Here is a 20,097-nt window from a genome sequence, read left to right as displayed (position 1 = left end):
GTGCTCATGGGGAAGCTGCTTTCTGGCGTTCAGCCGCGGGCCGGGAACAGGCCGCGGGGTTTGAAGAAGAGCACCGCCACCATCAGCAGGTACATGGTCATGCCCGCGAGGGCCGGTGAGGTGTCGGCCACCAGGGCCGGTGGCATGAACTGCTTGAGCAGCGCGGGCGCGAAGGCGCGCCCGACGGTCTCGACGGTGCCCACCAGCAAGGCGCCCACGAGCGCGCCGCGCACCGAGCCGATGCCACCGATGACGATGACGATGAGCGCCGGGATCATGATGGTCTCGCCCATGCCGTTCTGCACCGCCGATAACGGGCCCATCAGCGCGCCGGCCAGGCCCGCGAGCGCGGCGCCCATTAGGAAGATCACCGAGAACACCTGCTTGACGCGAACGCCCATCAGCTGCGCCATGGCGCGGTTCGAGGCGCCTGCGCGCACCAGCATGCCCAGCCGCGTGTGGTTCACCAGGGCATAGAGCAGCGCGGCGACCGCCAGTCCCGCCACTAGCACCAGCACGCGGTACGAGGGGTAGGCCCAGTCGCTCGTGATCTGGATCGGCTGGCTGAAGGCCTGGGGCGCGCCCGCGATGATGGGCGCGGCGCCCCAGGTCGCCTTGACGACGTCGTCGACGATGAGGATCACGCCAAGCGTGGCGACCACCTGGACCAGGTGGTCGGACACGTACAGGCGCCGCATCAGCGCGATCTCGAGCGCCAGCGCCAGCAGCACCGTGCCCACGACCGCGCCGGCCACGGCCAGCACGAAGGAGCCGGTGTAGAGCGAGAGGGTGGCGCCGATGTAGGCGCCCATCGTGAACAGCGAGCCATGCGCCAGGTTCATGGTGTCCATCACTCCGAAGACGAGGGTGAGGCCGGCGGCGAGCAGGAACAGCATCAGCCCGTAGCCCAGGCCATTGAGCAACTGCTCGGCAATGAGGGTGGAAGACATCAGCGGTCCCGTCCTTCGTGGAGGAACGGGGAGGCGGCGTGGACAAGGGGATCGGGCTTCACGAGGTTCTCCTGAGGGTTCGAGGGCGTGAAGAAAGTCTAGGGACGCGCGCTGGAACTCGATATCCGCAGCAGGAAGCCGCTGTCCGCTTTTCGCAGCGCTGGCGCAAGCCTTCATGGGGTTTGCACGGAGGCGGTGCACGCGCTCCGTTCGCGGTGCACGGACGCTGCCGAATCTGGACAGCGCGCGGCCTGGACGATGTGGAAGTTGGCTAGCGCGCGCCTTGGGCTGCGCTCAGACTTGCAGCCACCCCTTTCCCTTCATTGCTCCTCATCGACGAGACACACCCATGACGAACGACGAACTGGCAAAGCTGTTCAGGCCGGGAAGCGTGCACAAACGGCTCTACACCGACAAGGACATCTTCGACCTGGAGATGAACCGCATCTACGGCCAGGCCTGGATCTACGTTGGCCACGAAAGCCAGGTGCCCAGGCCCGGTGACTACCACGCGACGCGCATAGGCGATCAGGACGTGCTGATGGTGCGCGCCAGCGACGGCCAGGTGAACGTGCTCTACAACCGCTGCCCGCACAAGGGCGCCAAGCTGGTGACCGAAGGCGACGGCTGCGCGGGCAAGTTCTTCCGCTGCCCTTACCACGCCTGGACCTTCAAGCTCGATGGCACGCACATGTCGCTGCCGCTGCGCGCCGGCCTGGAAGGCACCTGCTACAGCGCCGACAACCCCGACTTCTCCATGAAGCGCCTGGCGCGCGTGGACCAGTACCGCGGTTTCGTCTTCGCCTCGCAGAGCGCGAGCGGTCCCGACCTGCGCGAGTTCCTCGGCGGCAGCGCGAGCACCATCGACAACCTGTGCGATCGCTCGCCGGTGGGCGAGGTCGAGGTGGCGGGCGGTGTGTTTCGCGTCATGCAGCAGTCGAACTGGAAGGTGTTCTACGAGAACCTGCACGACACCATGCACGCGCCGGCCACGCACGAGTCCTCGGTGGTCGCCGCGCGCGAGCAGTCCAAGGCCATCGGCGAGATGCCTTTCGAGCTGCTGATCCAGGAAGGCAATGGCGAACCCTGGGCCTTCTGGGAAGCGCTCGAGCTGCGCGCCTATCCCTACGGGCACGGCTACATGGAAGGCATCTTCGACCCCAACGCGGCCGAGAAGGACGCCGTCACCAAGGCCCACCAGGCCTCGCTGATCGCCGCGCACGGCGCCGAGCGCGCGCGCGAGATCATGGGCATGAACCGCCACAACACCATCATCTACGGCAGCGGTTCGCCCCACAATGTGTTCCAGCAGTTCCGCGTCATCCGCCCGATCGCGGTGGACCGCACGCTGATCGAGATCCAGGTGTTCCGCTGCAAGGAGGCGCCGCAGGCGGTGTTCGACCGCGCCCTGGTCTACGCCAACCTCATCAACTCGCCCTCGTCCAACGTCATGCCCGACGACGTCGAGCTCTACCGCCGTTGCCAGGAGGGCAATAGCACGCGCGGCGGCGACTGGGTGTCGCAGCACCGCTACCTCGGCACCGACATGTCCATGCCCGACGGCGGTGCCGTGTCCATCAATGGCACCAGCGAACTGCCCATGCGCAACCAGATGGCCGCGTGGCGCCACTACATGCTGGGCGACGACGTGTCCCCCGAACAAGAAGCGGCCTGTACCGGCCGCACCCCATTGAGTACCGCAGGAGCCCAGGCGTGAACCTTCTAGATCGAACCTTCGACCACTCGACCGTGCCGGTGAGCGGTGCGAAACTCGACGTGCAGGCCATCCGCGGCATCGAGCAGTTCCTCTTCAATGAAGCGCGCCTGCTAGACGAGCGCCGCTTCGACGAATGGCTGGGCCTGTGGACGCCCGAGGGACGCTACTGGGTGCCGCGCCACCATGGGCAGCAGTCGCCGTTCGACCAGATCTCGATGTTCTGGGAAGACGCGGTGCTGCGCGAGCTGCGCGTGCGCCGCATCACCAACCCGCGAAACTGGTCGCAGCAACCCGTGACGCGCAGCAGCCGGCTCGTGGGCCAAGTGCAGATCGACGGCCTCGACGCCGAAGGCCGGCTGATCGTGTCGTCCAGCATGCAGCTCACTGAGTACCGGCTGGACCAGCGGCAGCTCGCCGCGCGCGTGTTCCACAAGCTTGAGGCGGGTGATGACGGGCGCTGGCGGCTGCACCTCAAGCGCGTCAACCTGGTCAACTTGGACGCGATCTTCTCGAACCTCGAGGTGTTTCTGTGACACCCGTCACCACTGCCGTGCTGGCGCTGCACTACCAGAACGAGGTGCTGCACCCGGACGGCAAGATTCGCGTCGGCGTCGATGCGAACGACCCGCGGCGGGCGGCGGTGGTGGGCGCGGGGGCGCAGCTGCTCGCGGGCGCGCGCGAACGCGGCTGGCCGGTCATGCACGTGCGCATTGCCTTTCGCTCCGACTACTCGGACTGCCCGGTCAACACGCCGGTGTTTCGCAAAACCGTCGAGCTCGGTGCGGTCAAGGACGGCGAGTGGGGCGCGGACTTTCTCGACCGGCTGGTGCCGCAGGCGCGGCCCCGCGAGTTCGTGTTCACTCACACGCGCATCAGTGGCTTCGCGGGCACCGCGCTTGAGCAGACCCTTCGCATGCTGGGCGTGACGCGCCTCTTGGTGGGCGGCGTGGCCACGCACTCGGTCGTCGAGGGCACGGTGCGCGACGCAGCCGACCGTGGCTTCGAGGTCTGGGTCGCGCAAGACGCTTGTTCCGCTGGCACGCGGCAGGCGCACGAGGCCGCGCTGGCGAGCATGTCGCTCATCGCCACCATCACCGACGTGCCGAGCGGCTTCGCGGCGCTGGACGCGTAGCGGCCTGAGCGGGCGGTGGATCGCGCCTGATCGCGGCGGCGCACCGTGGTGCCCTGGCCGCGCCGCTTTGGCCAGTAACGGCAATGCTCATCCATTTTCCGCCACGACGGGCTCATCGGGCGGGGGCTTAGTGAAACCCAGATTGCCGGGCACCCGAGGGCACCGGTATCGTTCTTGCAAATTGCACGCCCCACGTGTGAAAAGCAGGTGCCTCATGCATGCCGACATTGCCCCCCCGTTGCCCTCGCCCTCGGCGGCGGCGCCTCCGACCGGGCTGGACCTGAGTCCTGTGTACCGTCATTGCGTGTTCCGCTCGGCTGTGCCTAGCCGGTCACACCAGCTGCTGACCGATTCCCTGATCGATCACGAGGTGCAGTGGGGCCGCGGCAGCGTGGATGCGGCCATGTTCCGCGCCGACACTCCCCGGCTGCAGGTCATGGTGCTGCGCTATGGCTCCGAGGTCGAGGTCAAGCCCCGACCCTTCGAAGGCTTTAGTCTGGTGCAGATGCCCCTGCGCGGCACGATGTCGGTGGAGTCCGGCGGCGAGCGGCTTGAGGTGGGGCCGGGCCAGGTCGCGGTGCTGCCCTCGGACCGGCAGCTCAAGCTCGCCTGGAGCGAGGCGTGCGAGCAGATCATCGTTCGTATGCCGCACGCCCTCATGCGCGGCGGGGTGTCGCAGCTCAAGGGCTTTGGCAACGCGCCCGGCGCGCAGCCGGGCTACCTGCTTGACGGCAGCGCCGCGCGCCAGTGGGCCGCGCTGCTGCAATCGCTGCTGGCCGCGGTGCCGGGGCAAGACGGCGCATCGCCACTGCGCGACCCCGCCTGGGTTCACCACATGGAAGACGGCATGGCGCTGTTTACCCTGCTGCACCTGCGCCGTTGGGTCGAACAATCGCTGGCCACGTCGCCAGCGGGCAAGGCCGGCGTCCGTTCGCTGCTCGGGACCTCGGAGCGTTTGCAGGCGGCCGAACGCTGGGTCAGCACCCGGCTGTGCGCGCCGCTGGCCCTGGAGGACCTGGCCCGCGCGGCCGGCGTGAGCGCCCGCACCTTCTACATGGAGTGCATGCGCCAGACGGGCGTGGGCCCCATGACCTGGCTGCGTGACCTGCGCCTGGACGCGGCGCGGCTCAAGCTGCTCGAGCGCACGGACCGAAACGTCACCGACGTGGCCGGCGACTGCGGCTTCGGGCACCTGGGGCGTTTCTCGGCCTACTACCAGCGCCGCTTCGGCGAACTGCCGCGCGAGACCCTGTCGCGCGCGGGTCGCTAGTGTCCTGTCCCAGTAATTCGCCCGCAGAGTCGGGCGAGTTTTTCAAGGATTGAATCGGCGGCGGCGGTCCAGACGAACGGCTTGCAGTTTTCGTTGTACTGGCTGACGAAGCTGTCGATCTTCTTGGTCAGTTCCTTGACGCTCTTGGACGAGCCGCGCCGGATCGCCTTGTCGGTGATGATCCCGAAGAAGCGCTCGACCTGATTGAGCCAGCTGGAATAGGTCGGGACAAAGTGCATATGCCAACGTGGGCGCTGCGCCAGCCATGCATGCACCTTCGGATGCTTGTGGCTGGCGTAGTTGTCCACGACGCAATGCACGTCCAGATCTTGCGACACGGCCTTATCGATCTCGCGCAGGAAGGACAGAAACTCTTGGTGGCGATGGCGCGGCTTGCAACTGGCAAGCACGGCCCCATTGAGCACGCTCAGCGCCGCAAAAAGCGTGATCGTTCCATGACGCACGTGGTCATGGGTGACTCCCTCCACGTAGCCCAGCCCCATCGGCAGCATCGGTTGCGTGCGCTCCAGCGCCTGGCACTGGCTCTTTTCGTCCACACACAGCACCAGAGCGTTCTCGGGTGGATTCAGATACAACCCCACCACGTCGCGTAGCTTCTCAATGAACAGCGCATCGGTGGGCAGCTTGAAGCTCTCTACTCGATGCGGCTTGATCTGAAAGGCTTGCAGGTAGCGCGCGACAGTGCTCTTGCTGATACCCGTTTCGCCCGCCAATGTGCGTGTGCTCCAGTGCGTGGAGCCGTCAGCCGGCTTGGTGTGCAACGTCTTGTTGATCAGCTCGGCAACCCGCTCGTCGCCCATCGATCGCGGGCGGCCAGGGCGAAGTTCGTCATACAGCCCTGGCAGCCGATCGCGTGCATAGCGGCCACGCCACTTCGTCACCGTGGCTCGGTTGATCCCCAGCGCTTGCGCAACGTCGGTGCTGGCCCTGCCTTCGCCTTCACAGGCCAACACGATTCGCGCACGCAACGCCAATGCAGCCGGCAGCGAACGCGACCTGGCCATCGAGGTCAGTTCTGCTGCTCGCCTCCGGTCACGCGGATGGTGGTCGTGCGCGTGTATGCGTTGGGTATGAGGCATCTCCAAGGATGCCCCATCCCACGCAGTTTTTGTGCCTGCGAACTAACGGGACAGGACACCAGCACGCCGGCAGCAGCGTAAACGGCCGCTTGCGTCTCTCCTTCCGAGCGCCAGCACGCCGCTGATCAGGCGGAGGCGAATGGGCTGCGAGAAACGGATAGCGGGTTCCGGTTGGCGGATATCGAGGCCCCGACCCCGTCCCTACACTGAATCCAACGCACGAGCCTCCGCCGAACCGGACGCCGAGCGGTATTCGTTGGCGCTGCACCTGAGCCTTCAACGAGTTCCCCCCCTATACCCAACAAGACCGGAGACACCATGAATCGACTGCTCACTCGCGTCGCGCTCGTCGCGGCCACTATGTGCATCCCCATCGCGAGTGCAAGCGAGACACTGAAGATTGGCTTCCTGACCACGCTCTCGGGTCAGGGCGCGGCGATCGGACAAGACATCAGAGACGGCTTCGCGCTGGGTGTCAAACACAGCGGCGATCGATTGGGCGGCGTTCCCCTGGAAGTCCAGTACGTGGACGACCAGCTCAGTCCAGAGAGCGCTCGCCAGACCGCCGACCGCTTCATCAAGTTGAACAAGGTCGACATCGTCACCGGCGTGGTTTACGGGAGCGTCCTGATTCCGATCCTGCCCGCCATTCTCGCCAGCGACACCGTGTACATCAGCACCAACCCCGGCCCCGCGGATTACGCGGGCGCCAAGTGCCACAAGAACCTCTTCGTGGCGGCGCTGCAGAACGAAGACATCCCGCAAGCCATGGGGCGCTATGCGGCCTCCAAGTCGTACAAACGGGTCGCCTTGATGGCGGCCAACTATCCGGGCGGGCGCGAGGCCATCGTGGGCTTCAAGCGCCAGTTCAAGGAAGTGGCGGTCGAAGAGATCTACACGAAGCTGGGTCAACTCGACTATGCGTCCGAGATAGTCACCTTGCGTGAGTCCAAGCCTGAAGCGATCTTCTTCATGCTGCCTGGCGCCATGGGCATCAACTTCATCAAGCAGTTCGAAGCGGCGGGCCTGACCAAGCAGATTGCCCTGTTGGCCCCGGGTTACTCCGCCGACGAAGACACGATTCGGGCGGTCGGCGATCCCGTGGTCGGGGTGTTCAATGCCTCGCAGTGGTCCGCGGACCTCCCGGGCGCGCTGAACCAGAAGTTCGTCGAGGATTTCACGAAGACCTATGGCCGTCCGCCGACCATGAACGCCTCGCAAGGCTACGACACCGCGTTGCTCATCGACAACGCCGTGCGCAAGACCGGCGGTAAGGTTCGCGATCGCGAAGCGCTGCGGCAGGCGCTGCGCAAGGCGGAGTTCCAGTCTCTGCGCGGTCCGTTCCGTTTCAACACGAACCAGTTTCCGATCCACACGCTGTACCTGCGCGTGGTGCAGAAAGATGCGTCGGGAAAGATCGGTAACAAGTTGGTGGGCGAACTGCTCCCGAACCATGCCGATCCTTATGCGGCGGAATGCAAGCTGTGATCCCGCGCCCGCTCTTTGCGGAATTCGGACGAACCCCTATCAACGCCGGATAGCCAGCCCGGTCTGGCGCGGCGACCATCGCACGGAAACAGGCCCTGTCGCGGGGCCGTCATGCACCACACAAACTTTTCAAGCACCTCAGTCAGGAGCGCATCAATGTCGGATATCACGGGATACAAAGTCGGCGGCTTGTTTGTGGAGACCTGCAAGCCTCGCCAAGCGGGCGCCAGGAAGAACCCCATCATCTTCGTACACGGTGGCTGCCATGGGAGCTGGTCCTGGGAGAAGTTCCTGCCGCACTTCGCCGAGGCAGGCTGGGAGTGCCATGCCCTGAACTGGTTCAACCACAACGGCTCGGATCCGCACCCGAAGAACGATCTGATCCAGCGCGGAATCGCCGACGTGGTGGAAGAGATCTCGCTGGTGGCGGGCCAGTTCGACGCCAAGTCCATCGTCATCGGTCACAGCATGGGCGCGCTGGCGTCGCAGAAGTTCGCCGAGCAGAACGCGCTCGCGGGCCTGGTCCTGAGCACCTCGGTGGTCCCTTCGGAGGTGGGCGGCGCGAAGATTGATGTGCCGGTCGACTTCAGCCGGCCCTGGGGCCCGCCGCCCTTCGAGATGGCGATGCAGCTTTTCTTCCAGGGGCTCACTGAAGAAGAAGGCCGTCACTACTACGCGCTGCTGTGCGCCGAGTCGCCCAGGGCCGCGTACGAAGCGACCCGCTGGACCGTCTCGGTCGACAAGACCCGGGTGTCGGGCCCGGTACTGGTGCTGGGCGCCGAACTGGATGTGTTGACTCCGCCGTCCACCTCGCGCGCGCTGGCCGATTTCTACGGGGCCGACTACCGCTTCATCCGGAGCCGTGGCCATAACCTGCTGCTCGAACCCGGCTGGAAGGAAACCGCGGACCTCATCATCGACTGGCTCGAACGGTCGGTCTGCTGAGCCCGATTCACTGACGCGTGCCTGCGCCCAAGGAGACTCCGTGCCTTCGCACCCAAGTCCCAGCCGGCCGCTGGCCGATGTGCTGCCCACCGACCCGGCGGCAACTGCCCAGGATGTGGTGGTCGGCGCATCCATTCCCCTGTCGGGTCCGCTCGCCGGGTTCGGCATGTACCAGCGCTGGGGTTATGAGACGGCCGTCAAGGACCTGAACCGGGCCGGCGGCATCAGGATCGATGGGCTGCAGCGAAAGATCAGGCTGATCGTTCGCGATGACCAGAGCGATCCGAGCGTCACGGCCGACAACACGGACCGCCTGATCGCCCGTGACGGCGCGGTGGCCATGCTCGGCTCTTGCACACCGCCGCTGGTCAATGCCGGTGCCAGCGTTACAGACCAACGCAAGGTGCCCTTGGTCACGGGTTGCAATCCGCTGGGGGTGTTCAAAGCGGTCAGGCAGTGGCAATACGCATGGAACATCTTTCTCGATGAACACGAGCTGTCGTCGGTTCCGTTCCGGATGATGGCCGACATGGGCCTCGTGTCCAACAAGAAAGTCGCCATACTCACGGACCACGGTCCTCACGAATCGCATCTGGCCGGCCAGCTGTGGCCGGCCCAGGCCGCCAGCGGGGGCTACACCGTCGTCCACAACACCGCCTTGCCTGCCGACCCACAGCAGCTCAGTGCCTTGATCGACCAGGCCCGATTGACCGGGGCGGACATCGTGCTGGTCGATGCCATCCCGCCGCGGGCCATTGCCCTGCGCCAGCAGATGGCCAGCGCGGGCTTTGCGCCCCGGTTTCTCGTCATCGAGAAGGGGGGCGAACCCGAGTTCTTCGCGCAGGCCACCGGCCCCTTGTCCGAAGGGGTTCTCGTCAGCGGCTACTGGGATGCGAGCTTTCCTTACCCCGGGGCCATGCAGCTCGGCCAGCGCTTCGAGGCCGAGACACAAGGAACGCCAGGCGCGCAAATCGCGAACTCGCACGCCGTGGCCCAGGTGCTGCTCGATGCGATTGCACAAGCGGGTTCGCTCGATGCGGAGAAGATCAACGCCGCGATCGCAGCGACTGACAGATCCTATGTCGTGGGGCCGGTGAAGTTCGCCGCGGACCACACCTCTCCCATCCCCCTCACCATGATGCAATGGCAAGGCGGCCGCGCACGCGTCGTCTGGCCGAGCGACCGCGCCAATGGCCACCTGATCGTCGGACTGCCATCCGTGCCTTAGACCCTTCCCGGTTCAAGCCGACCAGTTCAGGCCGGCCGGGTCAGCCAGGCCGGATCGGGGTCGGGCAGTGGATTCGCCGCGATCAGCGCGCGCGTGTAGCCGGCCCGGTCCATCAGGGCCGCGGCGCGCTTGGGGTCGTAGGCCGCGTAGCTGCGGGCCTGCAGGGTGTCGAAGGGCGTCACGTGGCGCTTGAGCAGGCGCTCGGCCAGGCCCTTCTGGTCGATCGGCATCGCCATCGCGAGCGCCTGGCGCACCTTGTCCTGGGTCATGGGCGCGACGTTGGCGAGAAAGATCATGCCGATGTCGGACACCGGCGTGATGCTCGCGCCGAAGTCCCTGGCGCGCAGGCGCTCGGCCTCTTCGTACGGCACTTCGAGCGTGAGGTCGGAGCGGTCCGACTCCAGCTCGGCCACGCGCGCCGAGGGGTCAGTGGTGAACTTGACGACCACGGCCTCGAAGGCCGGCTTGGGGCAGTAGTAGTCCTTGAAGGCGCGCAGGCGAATGTGCGAGTCCGGCACGAATTCGTCGACCTGGTAGGGGCCGCTGCCCACGGGCTTATTGTCAAAGCGCGCGGCGCCCACCTTCTCGTGGTAGGCCTCGGGCAGCATGTGGCCCGCGAGGAAGGCCATCCACTTGAAGAAGGGACGGTGGGGAACACCGTGTCGGGCGCGAAGCCAGAAATCGATCTGGCCGGCCATCACTGCCTGGATCACGGGTGCGGCGCCGCAGTAGGGCACGTGCGTGGCCGTGATGCCGGCGCTTTGTTTGAGCAGTTCGCCGGCCAGGTGAGGGGTGGTGCCGTTGCCCGCCGAGCCATAGCTCGTCTTGTCCGGGTTGGCCTTGGCGTGGCGATGAAGTCCTTGAAATTGTTGGCCGTCAGCGTGGCGCGCGTGATCAGGAAGAGCTGGCTGTCGGCGAGCAGGGCCACGGCTGCAGGTCCTTCTGCGGATCGAAGGGCATGCGCGCAAACATCGACGGGTTCACCAATTCGGTGGTGGAGGTCGTGATCAGGAAGGTGTGGCCGTCGCCGCCGTTACGCGCCACCTCGGTGCCCGCCACGTTGCCGCCCGCGCCGCCACGGTTCTCGATCACCAACGGCTGGCCCAGGGCCTCGCCGAACTGCTGCTGCACCGAGCGCGCCATCACGTCGGCCAGGCCACCGGCCGGAAAGGCCACCCTGAGCCGCACCGGGCGCGTAGGCCAGGCCGCGGTCTGTGCGGCAGCCGGGACCAGCATGGCCAGGCCACACAGGCCGGTGATCAGCGCGATGGCGTGACGGGAGACGGAAACGGGGAGGCGGCTCACGGGAGCTCCGGGAGAACGGGTGGGTGGGGGAAGCGTGGAACGGCAGGCCGGCGCTCATGCGCTCAGGCCCAGGGTATGCAACTGGGCGGCCAGGGCGCGGCCTTCCGAGTCCTTGAGCGCGGCCTCGCGCAGGCGGCCGAGCGCGGCGCCCGCGTCGGGCCGGCCCGCGAGTTCGCGCGCCGCGCGCTGCAGGCGATCGAAGCGGCTGCTGCCGCGCGCATGGGTGTCGCTGTAGCCCTTCACGAGGCGGCGGCAGCGCAGCAGCTCGATCGCGAGCACCGCGTCCTGCGACAGCAAGCGCTGCACCTCGACGAGCCAGGCCTCAATGTGCGCGGTCTCCTCGGCGTGGCGGCGGTTGCCGCGGCGCCGGCCGCGCAGGCCGGCCATGAAGCGCAGCTGCAGGTGGCCGCGCAGCGTGTGGGTCTGGATGCGGCGGCCGCGGTCCAGCATCAGGCCCAGCCGGGCCTTGAGCCGCGGCCAGGCGTCGAGCCAGTCGGCTAGGCCACGCGGCAGCAGGCCCATGATTTCTTCGAGCCGCGGGTGGAAGTACTCCTCGCTGCCCACCACGTCCGTGGCCTGGGCGCCCACCTCGCGGCGCAGGCGGGCTGCGCGCTCGCCGCGGGTCTTGAGATCGGCCACCCGGATCACGTCGTCGTAGCTCATGGCCACCGCGATCCAGCGCGCGGCCTCGACGGCGGCCTCGGCCTGGCGCTCGCCTGCGCTGGCCAGCACATGCCCTACGCGGTCGAGGTACTCGTGGCCATAGGCCGCGTCCTGGTAATCCACCACGCGCGCGATGCCTTCGCCCAGCCAGTTCCAAGCCGGCTCGGGGAAGTTGCGGCGGATGCGGTCGAGCAGCGGCTGCAGGCCGGCGGCCACGGCGCGTTCTGGCAGGGGCCGCGCGGCGGTGAGCATCGGGTCGGCCGGGGGCGGCGGCGGCTCGGCGCGCTGCGCCACGCCCACCGCGGCGCGCAGCGCCGCCAGGCTGGGCGTCACGCCCACGCCACTGCGCTCCACCACGGCCTCGAACTCGGCCTGCGAAAAGGGCAGGGCGCCGCTGCCCGCAAGCGCGCCGAACAGGCTGGCCGAGATCACGCTGCCCTGGCTCACGGCCAAGGCCTGCATGTCGTCGATCACAAGCTGGCGCGACTGCTGGCGCAAGATGGCCAGCACCGCTTCGCTGTCGGCCACGCCGTTGCCCGGCACCATTTTCTCTTCCACCGAGAAGGTGCGGTGGTTGCTGGTGATCACGGTGGTGCGGTCGGGCGTGACGAAGCCGCGCTGCACCGCGCGCCCGGCTTCCATGAGCTCGGCGGCGATCAGTACGTCGACGTCGCCGGGCACGGCCATCTGCGCCATCACGGGCCGCAGGCCGGGCGTGGGCTCGATGAGTTCGATGTAGTAAATGGTGGCGCCGGTGCGCTGCGCCACGCCGGCCACCGAGGTGGACTGCGCGGTCCAGCCCGCGTGTTCGGCCAGGTCCACGATCCAGTCGACCAGCACACCGCCGCCCTGGCCGCCCAGAGCCAGGATGGCGAGGTGGATGCAACGCGGTTGCAAGGGGTTGAGCCGGCTCATTTCAGCGCCTCCAGCGGGAACAGCGCGCGCTCGCTGCGCGCCCGCCACTGGCGCGCCTGCAACCAGCCCACGGTGGATCGGCGGATGCGGTCGCGCCAGCGTTCGAAGCGGCCCGGGTTGTGCACCTTGGTAGCCTTGTAGAACGAGGGGCAGAGCACGGCGGCGTCGGCGACTTCGCCGCAGTGGCCGCAGGCCACGCAGTGCTCGTCCACGCTGGCCACGGGGTCGGGCTTGAGCGCGTCGCCGCTGGGCGCGAGCGTGAGGCTGGGGCAGCCCGAGACGCGCATGCAGGCGTGGTCGCCCGAGCACACAGCGGCGTCGACACCGAAACGTTCCTTGAGCACCCGCTCGCCGCCCTTGATGGCCTTGGCCTTGGCGGGCTTCTCGCGGCGCTGGCGATTGAGCATGCACTCGCTCTGCGCGATCACCACCTTGGGGCCGGGCGTGTTGGTGCTCAACGCTTCCTTGAGCGCGGCGCGCATGCCGTTGATGTCGTAGGTGTGCGTGAGCGTGCGCACCCAGTCCACGCCCACGCCGCGCACCGCGCGCTCGATGGGGTGCTGGGTGCTGCGGTGGGGGTTGAGCGCGCGCGAGGACGGGATGTCCTGCCCGCCCGTGGCCGCCGAGTAGTTGTTGTCCACGATCACGAACACGTTGTCCTGCTTGTTGAACACAGCGTTCGCGATGCCCGAGGTCAGGCCGTTGTGCCAGAAGCCGCCGTCGCCCATGAAGGCGATCGCGCGCTTGGACGCCCCCAGCTGCGCGCCCGCCGCGAAGGCAGAGGCGCTCGAACCACCCAGGCCGTAGCCCATGGTGGTGGCGCCCAGGTTGAAGGGCGGCATGATCGAGAACAGGTGGCAGCCGATGTCGGCCGACACATGGTGCATGCCGAGCTCGCGCTCGACCAACTTGAGCGAGGAGAAGATGGGCCGCTCGGGGCAGCCCACGCAGAGGCCGGGCGGGCGGGGCGGCAGCAGGGTGGCGAGGGCGATCGCGGGGGTTGGTGACGCGCTCGGTGCCAGGATGGTGGCGCTTGCGGTGGCCGTGGCGATGGCCTCGGTGGCGGCCGTGGCCGCGCGCGCCGTCGGCATCGCGAGCGCCACGGGCTTGGCGAAGGCCGCCGGGTGGTGGCGCTCCAGGAAGCCGCGCAGGCCCTTCTGCAGCACGGCCACGGCGTAGTCGCCGCCCAGGGGCAGCAGGTCCTTGCCGTGCACGGCCGTGTCCAGGCCGTGGCGGCGCAGGATGGTGTGCAGGTTCTGCTCGAGGTAGTCGGGCTGGCCTTCTTCCACCATCAGCACCGCGCGCTTGTCCTGGCAGAAGCGGATCACCTCTTCTTCCACAAGCGGGTAGGCCACGTTGAGGACGTAGAGCGGCACGCGCGTGTTGCCGAACAGGTCGGCCTGCTCGAGGTTCTTGAGCGCGCGCAGCACGTTGTTGCTCATGCCACCGAGCGTGATGACGCCGATGTGGTCGAGGTCGCCCTCGACGAATTCATTGAGCTGGTGTTCCTGGATGAACTTCACGGCCGCGGGCCAGCGCTGCTCCAGCTTCTCTTTCTCGTGCAGGAAGGAGGCGGGTGGCAGCACGATGCGGTTCACATCGCGCGTGGGGTTCTCCAGCGCCTGCTTGAGCGTGAAGGCGGGCCGGCGGTTCTCGCGCGTGGTGAAGCTGCCGTGCAGGTGGCAGGAGCGGATGCGCAGCTCCAGCATCACGGGCGTGTTGGTGGCTTCGGACAGCGCGAAGCCGTCGTGCACCGCCTGCACGATCGCGGGAAGGTTGGGCTTGGGGTCGAGCAGCCACATCTGCGACTTCATCGCGAACGCGTGGGTGCGCTCCTGCATGATGGATGAGCCCTCGCCGTAGTCCTCACCCACGATGATCAGCGCGCCGCCCGTGACACCGCCGGAGGCCAGGTTCGCCAGGGCGTCCGAGGCCACGTTGGTGCCCACCGTGCTCTTCCAGGTGACGGCCCCGCGCACGGGGTAGTTCACCGAGGCCGAGAGCGCCGCGGCGGCGGCCGCTTCGCTCGCGGCGGGCTCGAAGTACACGCCGAGTTCGTTGAGGATGGGCTGAGCATCGGCCAGCACGTCCATGAGGTGCGAGATCGGCGAGCCCTGGTAGCCAGTGACGTAGCTCACGCCCGATTCGAGCAAGGCCTTGGTGACGGCGAGGATGCCCTCGCCGCGGAAATCGGTGCCAGCGGGAACGCGCAGTTGCTGCACTTCCCGGGCAAATGAGCGCTCGGCCATGGGATCGTCGAAAGCGGTCTGAAAGAAGGGCTTACTTCACGAGCGCGAGCACGCGCAGCGGGCTGCCCGAGCCGCCCTGGATCTTGAGCGGCGCGGCGAAAATCACCGCGCCCGTGGGCGGCAGCTGGTCGAGGTTCTGCAGGCACTGCAGGCCGTACTTGTTGGCGCCGTGCATGAAGGTGTGGCAGGGGTAGGGCACGGGCCAGGCGAAGGCCTGGCCGGCGTCGGTGTTGATGGTCTCGACGCCGAAGCCGCGCACGTCGCGCTCCTTGATGAGCCATTCCACCGCCTCCTGCGTGGGGCCGGGCGTGTGGGCGCCGTCTTCGCGCATGTTCACGTAGGCCTCGGGCCGGTGGATGCGTTTCGCCCAGCCGGTGCGGAACAGCAGCCACGCCCCTGCGGGGATGCGACCGTGCTGTTGCTCCCAGGCCTTGAGGAAGTCCACCGTGAGCAGCCAGTCGTCGTTCTTCGCCACCTCGGCGCTCGCGTCCACCACCACGGCCGGGCCGATGAACTGGCGCGGGTCGATGGTGTCAACCGTGTTCTGCGCATGATCCTTGCCGCTGACCCAATGGATGGGCGCGTCGAAGTGCGTGCCCGTGTGTTCTCCGCACGAGAAGTTGTTCCAGTACCAGCCCGGGCCGGCGTCGTCGTACTGCGAGATGCGCTCGGACTTGAAGGCCCAGACCTGGCCGAACTGCGGCGGCAATTGCAGCGCGGGGAACTGGTCGGACAGGGCGTGGGTGAGGTCGACGACGCGCACGGCGCCGTTGGCGATGTCCTGTGCGAATTGGGTGAGCGAATCGGCCATTGAGGTCTCCTGCAGTGTCGTTGGAAAAAAGCTTTTGTGGGCAAGGAGTTCAGGCGGCGCCCAGCGATTGCGCGAGCAGGAAGCCAGAGCCGCCGCCCAGGCCGGGACCGGGGTGGGTCGAGGCGCCGATGTGCCAGAGGTGGTCCAGGTGCGTTGCGTGGTTGCGCGTGCCGCGCATTGGGCGCCAGAGGAAGTACTGGTCCAGGCCGCAGTCGCCGCCGTAGGGGTCGCCGCCCACCAGGTTCATGTTCATCGCCTCGAGGTCGGTGGGCGAGATCACGGCGCGCGCGAGCAGGCTCGCCTTGAGGTTGGGGATCTGGCGAGCCAGGCGCTCGATGATGCGGTCGGCATAGGCTTCGCGCAGCGCGGGCGTCCAGCGGCGGCCCGCGGGCACCTCGATCAGGCCGGCCGCATCGCCCACGGGCTCGCGCGGGCATTCGGGCAGCTGGACCCACAGGATGTGCTTGCCCGCGGGCGCGCGGCTCGGGTCCAGCGCCGTGGGCTGGGCCACGCAGATCGTGGGCTCGGCGGGCAGCAGGCCACGCTCGGCCTCGTTGACCGCGCGCGAAATCGCGTCGGCGCCGCTCGTGAGGTGCAGGTAGCCCACGCTGTCGAGCGAGGCGTCGGGCCAGCGCGGCGCTTTGGACAGCGCCAGGTGGATCTGCATGTTGCCCTTGCCGTAGCGCCACTGGCGCGCTTGCGTAGCGAGCGGGGCGGGCACTTGCGTGGGGTCGAGCAGGCGCTGGTAGAGCTGGGTGGGCGTGACGTTGCAGACCACGTCCTTGGCGCGGTACTCGCGACCGTCCACCAGGCGCACGCCCACTGCCTTGCCGTTCTCCACCAGCACGCGGGCCACGTCGCAGCCGATTTCCAGTTCGCCGCCGGCCTCGCGGATCAGCGTCTCGAAGGCGCGCACGGTGTTGGCGTTGCCGCCCTGCACCATGGGCATGCCCACGGCCTCGAGCGTGAAGGCCACGACCTGTGCCATCAGCGCCGACAGCGGCGCGTCGGGCCCCAGGCCGCAGTGCAACACCCAGGGCGCGAGCAGTGCACCCACCAGATCGCTCTGGAACCGCTGTTCGAGCCAAGGCCGCGCGGGCGTGAGCGCTTCGCCAAAGAAGCCCGCGAGCGCGTGCGGGCCTTGTTTCCAGGCCGCGCCGGCTAGGGTCTTCGCGGTGCCCAGGCGCCAGAGTTCGTTGCCCAGCAGCGAAAACAGCAGCGGGGCCTGCGCGCCCACCTCGTCGAGCGCGGCGGCATAGGCCGCGCCGTCGCCCGGGCGCAGGGCCGCAAAGCGCTGCACGTTGCGTTCGCGCGACCGCGCGAGCACCAGGTGGCGGCCATCGGGCGTGAGCACGCCGGTGGGCGAATCGGTGTTGCAGTACTGCAGGCCGGCCGCGTGCAAGGCCTTGCCCAGCGCGGCGTAGGCGGGCCCCACCAGGAACATCGGGTGGGCCGTGGACAAGGTGTCGTGGCGCAGGCCCGGCAGGGTCAGCTCGTCGGTGCGGATGCAGCCGCCAAGTACGGTTTCGCGCTCCAGCACGCGAACGCGGCGGCCGGCGCGCGCGAGCAGCGCGGCACAGACCAGGGAGTTGATGCCGCTGCCGACGAGCAAGACATCGTCGGTTCGGGAACGGGGATTTTGCATGGGGGGATCTTGCGGTGGCGGGTCGAGGTCGGCTATCCGAATCCCGCGCCGCACCATCCGAAATCCGAGAATCCGCCCGCCCGCTCAGGCCAGCGCGGCGTGCTGATCGACGAAGCGCTCGTAAGCGGCGGGGTCGGTCCACCAGGGGGAAAAGTCCGGCGGGTTGTTGAAGTTGTTGGTCGTGGGGATCTGTCCGGCCGCGCCCAGCAGATTCAGGATGTGATGCGGCGGCGTGAGCAGGCTGTTGGTCCAGTTCACCACGTGCTCGCGTAGTCCCAGTAGCGCTCGAAGGTGGCGTTCATCCAGGCGGCGTCGAAGGCGCCGTTGCCGCGCGCCACGATGCTGTCGTGCACCACCTTGAAGGCCTTGAGGGCGTTGTTGGAGCCCTGGCCCGTGATCGGGTCGTTCACTCAGACCGCGTCGCCCATGCCGGACACCTGCGCCTCCCGAGGGCAAGGTGGCGACGGGCTTGCGGACGGTGGGCGCGAAGCGGCCCGCGAGCACGCAGTTGTGATCGGCTGGATCTCCACGCGCTCGGCTGTGGGGCACATCAACCTCGCGCCCTACAGTTTCTTCAACGTCTTCAACTACAAGCCGCCGATCGTGGCCTTCTCCAGCGTGGGCTGGAAGGACACCATTTGCAACGTGCGGGACAGCGGCGAGTTCGTGGTCAACTTGGCCACCCGCGCGCTCGCGGAGCAGCTAAACCTGTCCTGCGCCGAGCTGGCGTCGACCGAGGACGAACTCGGCTTCACGGGCCTGGACACGCTGGCCTCGCAATACGTGGCCGCGCCGCGCGTGCGGCAAGGCCCCCGTGTCTCTGGAGTGCAAGCTGACGCACTTGCAGCGTAATAGCCCGACGAAGGCCGTCCTTGCCTGATGCGCAGGCTGCAGGAAGCATCTGACCTCAATCGCAGACCCGCTTGGAGGTGTGCGCTCATTTGGGGATGCGGCGTGAATCTTGGACTGGTTATGTAGCGATCCCAAGGGCCCTGCGGTACTCGACGGGGCTGCGGGCGCCCAGCGAGATCTTGATGCGTTGCTCGTTGTACCAGCGGATGTAAGCGTCCAAGGCCTGAGTGAACTGCTCCATGGTCGTGGCCTGCCAGTCGCGGGCGTAGAACCACTCCGTCTTCAGTCGTCCAAAGAAGCCTTCACAGGCCGCATTGTCTGGCGAGTAGCCCTTGCGTGACATCGAACGTACCAGCTTGGCCTGGGCGATGCGTGACAGCCATCCTGGCCAACGGTAGTGGGCGCCGCGGCGGAGTGAACAACAGGTCGTGCGTCTGTGCTTCCCAATGAAGCGATTGCTGCGTCCAGCATCGTGTTGACGAGCTCTGCATCGGGTCGTGTGCCGATGGACCAGCTCACCACCATCCATCGAAGCAATCGACTATGGGCGAGAGGTAGACCTTGCCAGCGGGCAGTTGGAGATGTCGATGAACCACTTCTGGCTCGGCGCCGCGGCGCTAAAGTCGCGGTTCAGCAGGTTCTCCGGTGCCGGGCGGATCTCGCGCCACATCAACCGCTGGCTCGTCGCTTCGGTGCGATCGCGCATCCCATAACGCGCTTGCAAGGCGCATTCCTGGTCATGGTAGATCGAGCTCTCCTTGGAGTACCTGGCGCCGCCTGCGCTGCGCCGCAATGGCTTCGGCGAGCGTCGTGGCCCGGAATGACGATCATCGATGGAGCGGTGACTTGCCCTACTGGCTGGAACCGGATGCGATCAGATCAGCAATCAATTCTGCGACCTGGTTGGCTGCCTCGATTTGCGGCAGATGGCCCACGTTGTCCAGAGTGCGGCTGGTTGCGTGCGGCACAGCCCGCAGCACATGTTCCACAAGTGCCTGCGTGACAACGTTCTCGTGGCTTCCACAGGCAAAGACCACCGGCATATCGAGCTTCGCGAAAACATCCACGTTGCTGACCGGCCTTCGGGCAAACGCACCGGCCGGCATGAACGGAGTGGAGATGGCCCCTTGTGCGATCAGCGCGTCGTGAAGGTCCGCGGGAAGCGGGCTTCGTGAGATCGCCTGAACGAAACAGCGAATCGCGGCCACCCGTTCCGACAAGTCTTGGCTGGTGGACGCTTGCAATGCGGGCAGCGTGTCCGGCTGGACGTAGTCCTGGGCAACCCCGGGTGGCTCCGCGACCGCTGCGAGGAGGAGTAGGCTCTTCACGGCCGAGCTTCCCATGTGGCGAAGGTAGTCGAGCGCCACGACGCCGCCGTAGGAGTGTGCGACCAGTATGAAGTGTTTAAGGCCCAGCGCCGACGTGACCGCCGCGATATCTTCCGCCCACACCTTGCTGTCGGCGTAGGCCAATGGTTCCGCGGGCTTGTCGGAGGCGCCGTGCCCACGCAGTTCCACCGTGACGAGGTTCGCCTGGCTAGCCAGCGGCCCTCGGATCAGCGGGGCCCACGAAAACCTTCCACCGAGAAAGCCGTGGATCAGCAGAACCGCTGGCCCGTCGGCGGGTCCCCAGGCCTGCGCGGTGACAAAGACCCCGTTGGCGCCGGCGACGCGGATGCTCTGCCGCGGAGGCGGCATGACGGGTTGGATTGCGGGTTGTGAGGTCACAACGAGTCCTTTCGATCGTTCTTGGAAGACAGACTGTGGGGTGGAGCTAGGTCGGATTGCTATCCGGTTTGCGCCGCTTCTGGCCGGAGAAAGCCAGGGG

General features: G+C 67.3%; 17 protein-coding genes and 3 pseudogenes. 8 read left to right on the top strand and 12 right to left on the bottom strand.

What is annotated here, in order from left to right; all coding sequences use genetic code 11:
- Positions 1-29 precede the first annotated feature (29 nt).
- Positions 30-950, bottom strand: a complete 921-nt coding sequence (locus FB547_RS28690; RefSeq protein ID WP_145747029.1) for a branched-chain amino acid ABC transporter permease — start codon at positions 948-950, stop codon at positions 30-32.
- 349 nt (positions 951-1,299) lie between these two features.
- Between FB547_RS28690 and FB547_RS28685 the strand changes: the two genes are divergently transcribed.
- The 4 genes from FB547_RS28685 to FB547_RS28670 all read left to right on the top strand — a co-directional run bounded on the left by FB547_RS28685 (position 1,300) and on the right by FB547_RS28670 (position 5,069).
- Positions 1,300-2,667 carry an aromatic ring-hydroxylating dioxygenase subunit alpha gene (locus FB547_RS28685; RefSeq protein WP_145747028.1) on the top strand — a complete coding sequence of 456 codons (1,368 nt, stop codon included), beginning with the start codon at positions 1,300-1,302 and terminating at the stop codon, positions 2,665-2,667.
- Entirely contained in the window at positions 2,664-3,200 is a 537-nt protein-coding gene (locus FB547_RS28680; RefSeq protein ID WP_145747027.1) for an aromatic-ring-hydroxylating dioxygenase subunit beta, read from the top strand. The genes FB547_RS28685 and FB547_RS28680 overlap by 4 nt, the downstream gene beginning before the upstream one ends.
- Entirely contained in the window at positions 3,197-3,799 is a 603-nt protein-coding gene (locus FB547_RS28675; RefSeq protein WP_145747026.1) for a cysteine hydrolase family protein, read from the top strand. Before FB547_RS28680 ends, FB547_RS28675 begins: the two co-directional genes overlap by 4 nt.
- Positions 3,800-4,013: 214 nt before the next feature.
- Positions 4,014-5,069 carry an AraC family transcriptional regulator gene (locus tag FB547_RS28670; RefSeq protein ID WP_145747025.1) on the top strand — a complete coding sequence of 352 codons (1,056 nt, stop codon included), beginning with the start codon at positions 4,014-4,016 and terminating at the stop codon, positions 5,067-5,069.
- On the opposite strand, the gene FB547_RS28665 is transcribed toward FB547_RS28670, so the two are convergent.
- Positions 5,066-6,094 carry an IS630 family transposase gene (locus tag FB547_RS28665; RefSeq protein WP_261380441.1) on the bottom strand — a complete coding sequence of 343 codons (1,029 nt, stop codon included), beginning with the start codon at positions 6,092-6,094 and terminating at the stop codon, positions 5,066-5,068. The genes FB547_RS28670 and FB547_RS28665 overlap by 4 nt on opposite strands.
- A 393-nt stretch (positions 6,095-6,487) precedes the next feature.
- Here FB547_RS28665 and FB547_RS28660 point away from each other — a divergent pair, with 393 nt between their 5' ends.
- The 3 genes from FB547_RS28660 (at position 6,488) to FB547_RS28650 (ending at position 9,830) form a co-directional block, all read left to right on the top strand.
- Positions 6,488-7,657 carry an ABC transporter substrate-binding protein gene (locus FB547_RS28660; RefSeq protein ID WP_145747024.1) on the top strand — a complete coding sequence of 390 codons (1,170 nt, stop codon included), beginning with the start codon at positions 6,488-6,490 and terminating at the stop codon, positions 7,655-7,657.
- A gap of 156 nt (positions 7,658-7,813) precedes the next feature.
- Positions 7,814-8,602 carry an alpha/beta hydrolase gene (locus FB547_RS28655; RefSeq protein ID WP_186454278.1) on the top strand — a complete coding sequence of 263 codons (789 nt, stop codon included), beginning with the start codon at positions 7,814-7,816 and terminating at the stop codon, positions 8,600-8,602.
- 40 nt (positions 8,603-8,642) lie between these two features.
- Complete coding sequence (locus FB547_RS28650) at positions 8,643-9,830, top strand: amino acid ABC transporter substrate-binding protein (RefSeq protein WP_145747022.1); 1,188 nt, start codon at positions 8,643-8,645, stop codon at positions 9,828-9,830.
- A 26-nt stretch (positions 9,831-9,856) separates the two neighbouring features.
- On the opposite strand, the gene FB547_RS33715 is transcribed toward FB547_RS28650, so the two are convergent.
- The 8 genes and pseudogenes from FB547_RS33715 to FB547_RS33700 form a co-directional block, all read right to left on the bottom strand.
- Positions 9,857-10,567 (bottom strand): ABC transporter substrate-binding protein, encoded by a 711-nt coding sequence (locus FB547_RS33715; protein WP_261380448.1) that lies wholly within the window; start codon positions 10,565-10,567, stop codon positions 9,857-9,859.
- Positions 10,568-10,798 (bottom strand): annotated as a pseudogene (locus FB547_RS33710) (tripartite tricarboxylate transporter substrate-binding protein); the annotation flags it as partial. It lies immediately after the preceding gene.
- Positions 10,725-11,135 (bottom strand): Bug family tripartite tricarboxylate transporter substrate binding protein, encoded by a 411-nt coding sequence (locus tag FB547_RS33705; RefSeq protein ID WP_261380440.1) that lies wholly within the window; start codon positions 11,133-11,135, stop codon positions 10,725-10,727. The gene FB547_RS33705 and the pseudogene FB547_RS33710, both read right to left, overlap by 74 nt.
- Positions 11,136-11,189: 54 nt before the next feature.
- A complete protein-coding gene (locus FB547_RS28635; protein ID WP_145747020.1) occupies positions 11,190-12,713 on the bottom strand; it encodes an indolepyruvate oxidoreductase subunit beta family protein in 1,524 nt (507 codons plus the stop codon).
- Complete coding sequence (locus FB547_RS28630) at positions 12,710-14,962, bottom strand: indolepyruvate ferredoxin oxidoreductase subunit alpha (RefSeq protein ID WP_145747019.1); 2,253 nt, start codon at positions 14,960-14,962, stop codon at positions 12,710-12,712. The genes FB547_RS28635 and FB547_RS28630 overlap by 4 nt, the downstream gene beginning before the upstream one ends.
- Before the next feature lie 31 nt (positions 14,963-14,993).
- The gene (locus FB547_RS28625) at positions 14,994-15,773 is read right to left on the bottom strand and encodes a cyclase family protein (RefSeq protein ID WP_145747018.1); all 780 of its coding nucleotides are present in this window, start codon (positions 15,771-15,773) and stop codon (positions 14,994-14,996) included.
- A gap of 49 nt (positions 15,774-15,822) precedes the next feature.
- Positions 15,823-17,418, bottom strand: coding sequence for a phytoene desaturase family protein (locus FB547_RS28620; RefSeq protein WP_145747017.1), 1,596 nt, complete (start codon positions 17,416-17,418; stop codon positions 15,823-15,825).
- An 84-nt stretch (positions 17,419-17,502) separates the two neighbouring features.
- A pseudogene (locus FB547_RS33700) lies at positions 17,503-17,934 on the bottom strand (FAD-binding oxidoreductase); the annotation flags it as partial.
- Between FB547_RS33700 and FB547_RS28615 the strand changes: the two are divergent.
- Complete coding sequence (locus FB547_RS28615) at positions 17,929-18,270, top strand: flavin reductase family protein (protein WP_261380439.1); 342 nt, start codon at positions 17,929-17,931, stop codon at positions 18,268-18,270. The pseudogene FB547_RS33700 and the gene FB547_RS28615 overlap by 6 nt on opposite strands.
- Before the next feature lie 118 nt (positions 18,271-18,388).
- Here the strand turns inward: FB547_RS28615 and FB547_RS28610 are convergent.
- Both FB547_RS28610 and FB547_RS28605 read right to left on the bottom strand, forming a co-directional pair.
- A pseudogene (locus FB547_RS28610) lies at positions 18,389-18,931 on the bottom strand (IS3 family transposase); the annotation flags it as partial.
- A 190-nt stretch (positions 18,932-19,121) separates the two neighbouring features.
- Complete coding sequence (locus FB547_RS28605) at positions 19,122-19,997, bottom strand: alpha/beta fold hydrolase (RefSeq protein ID WP_145747015.1); 876 nt, start codon at positions 19,995-19,997, stop codon at positions 19,122-19,124.
- Between the last annotated feature and the right edge of the window lie 100 nt (positions 19,998-20,097).

It is taken from the genome of Variovorax beijingensis (genome assembly GCF_007828835.1).
GTDB classification, from domain to species: domain Bacteria; phylum Pseudomonadota; class Gammaproteobacteria; order Burkholderiales; family Burkholderiaceae_C; genus Variovorax; species Variovorax beijingensis_A.
Note: the sequence above shows the minus strand (reverse complement) of the source record. Positions and strands in the feature narration are given on the sequence as shown.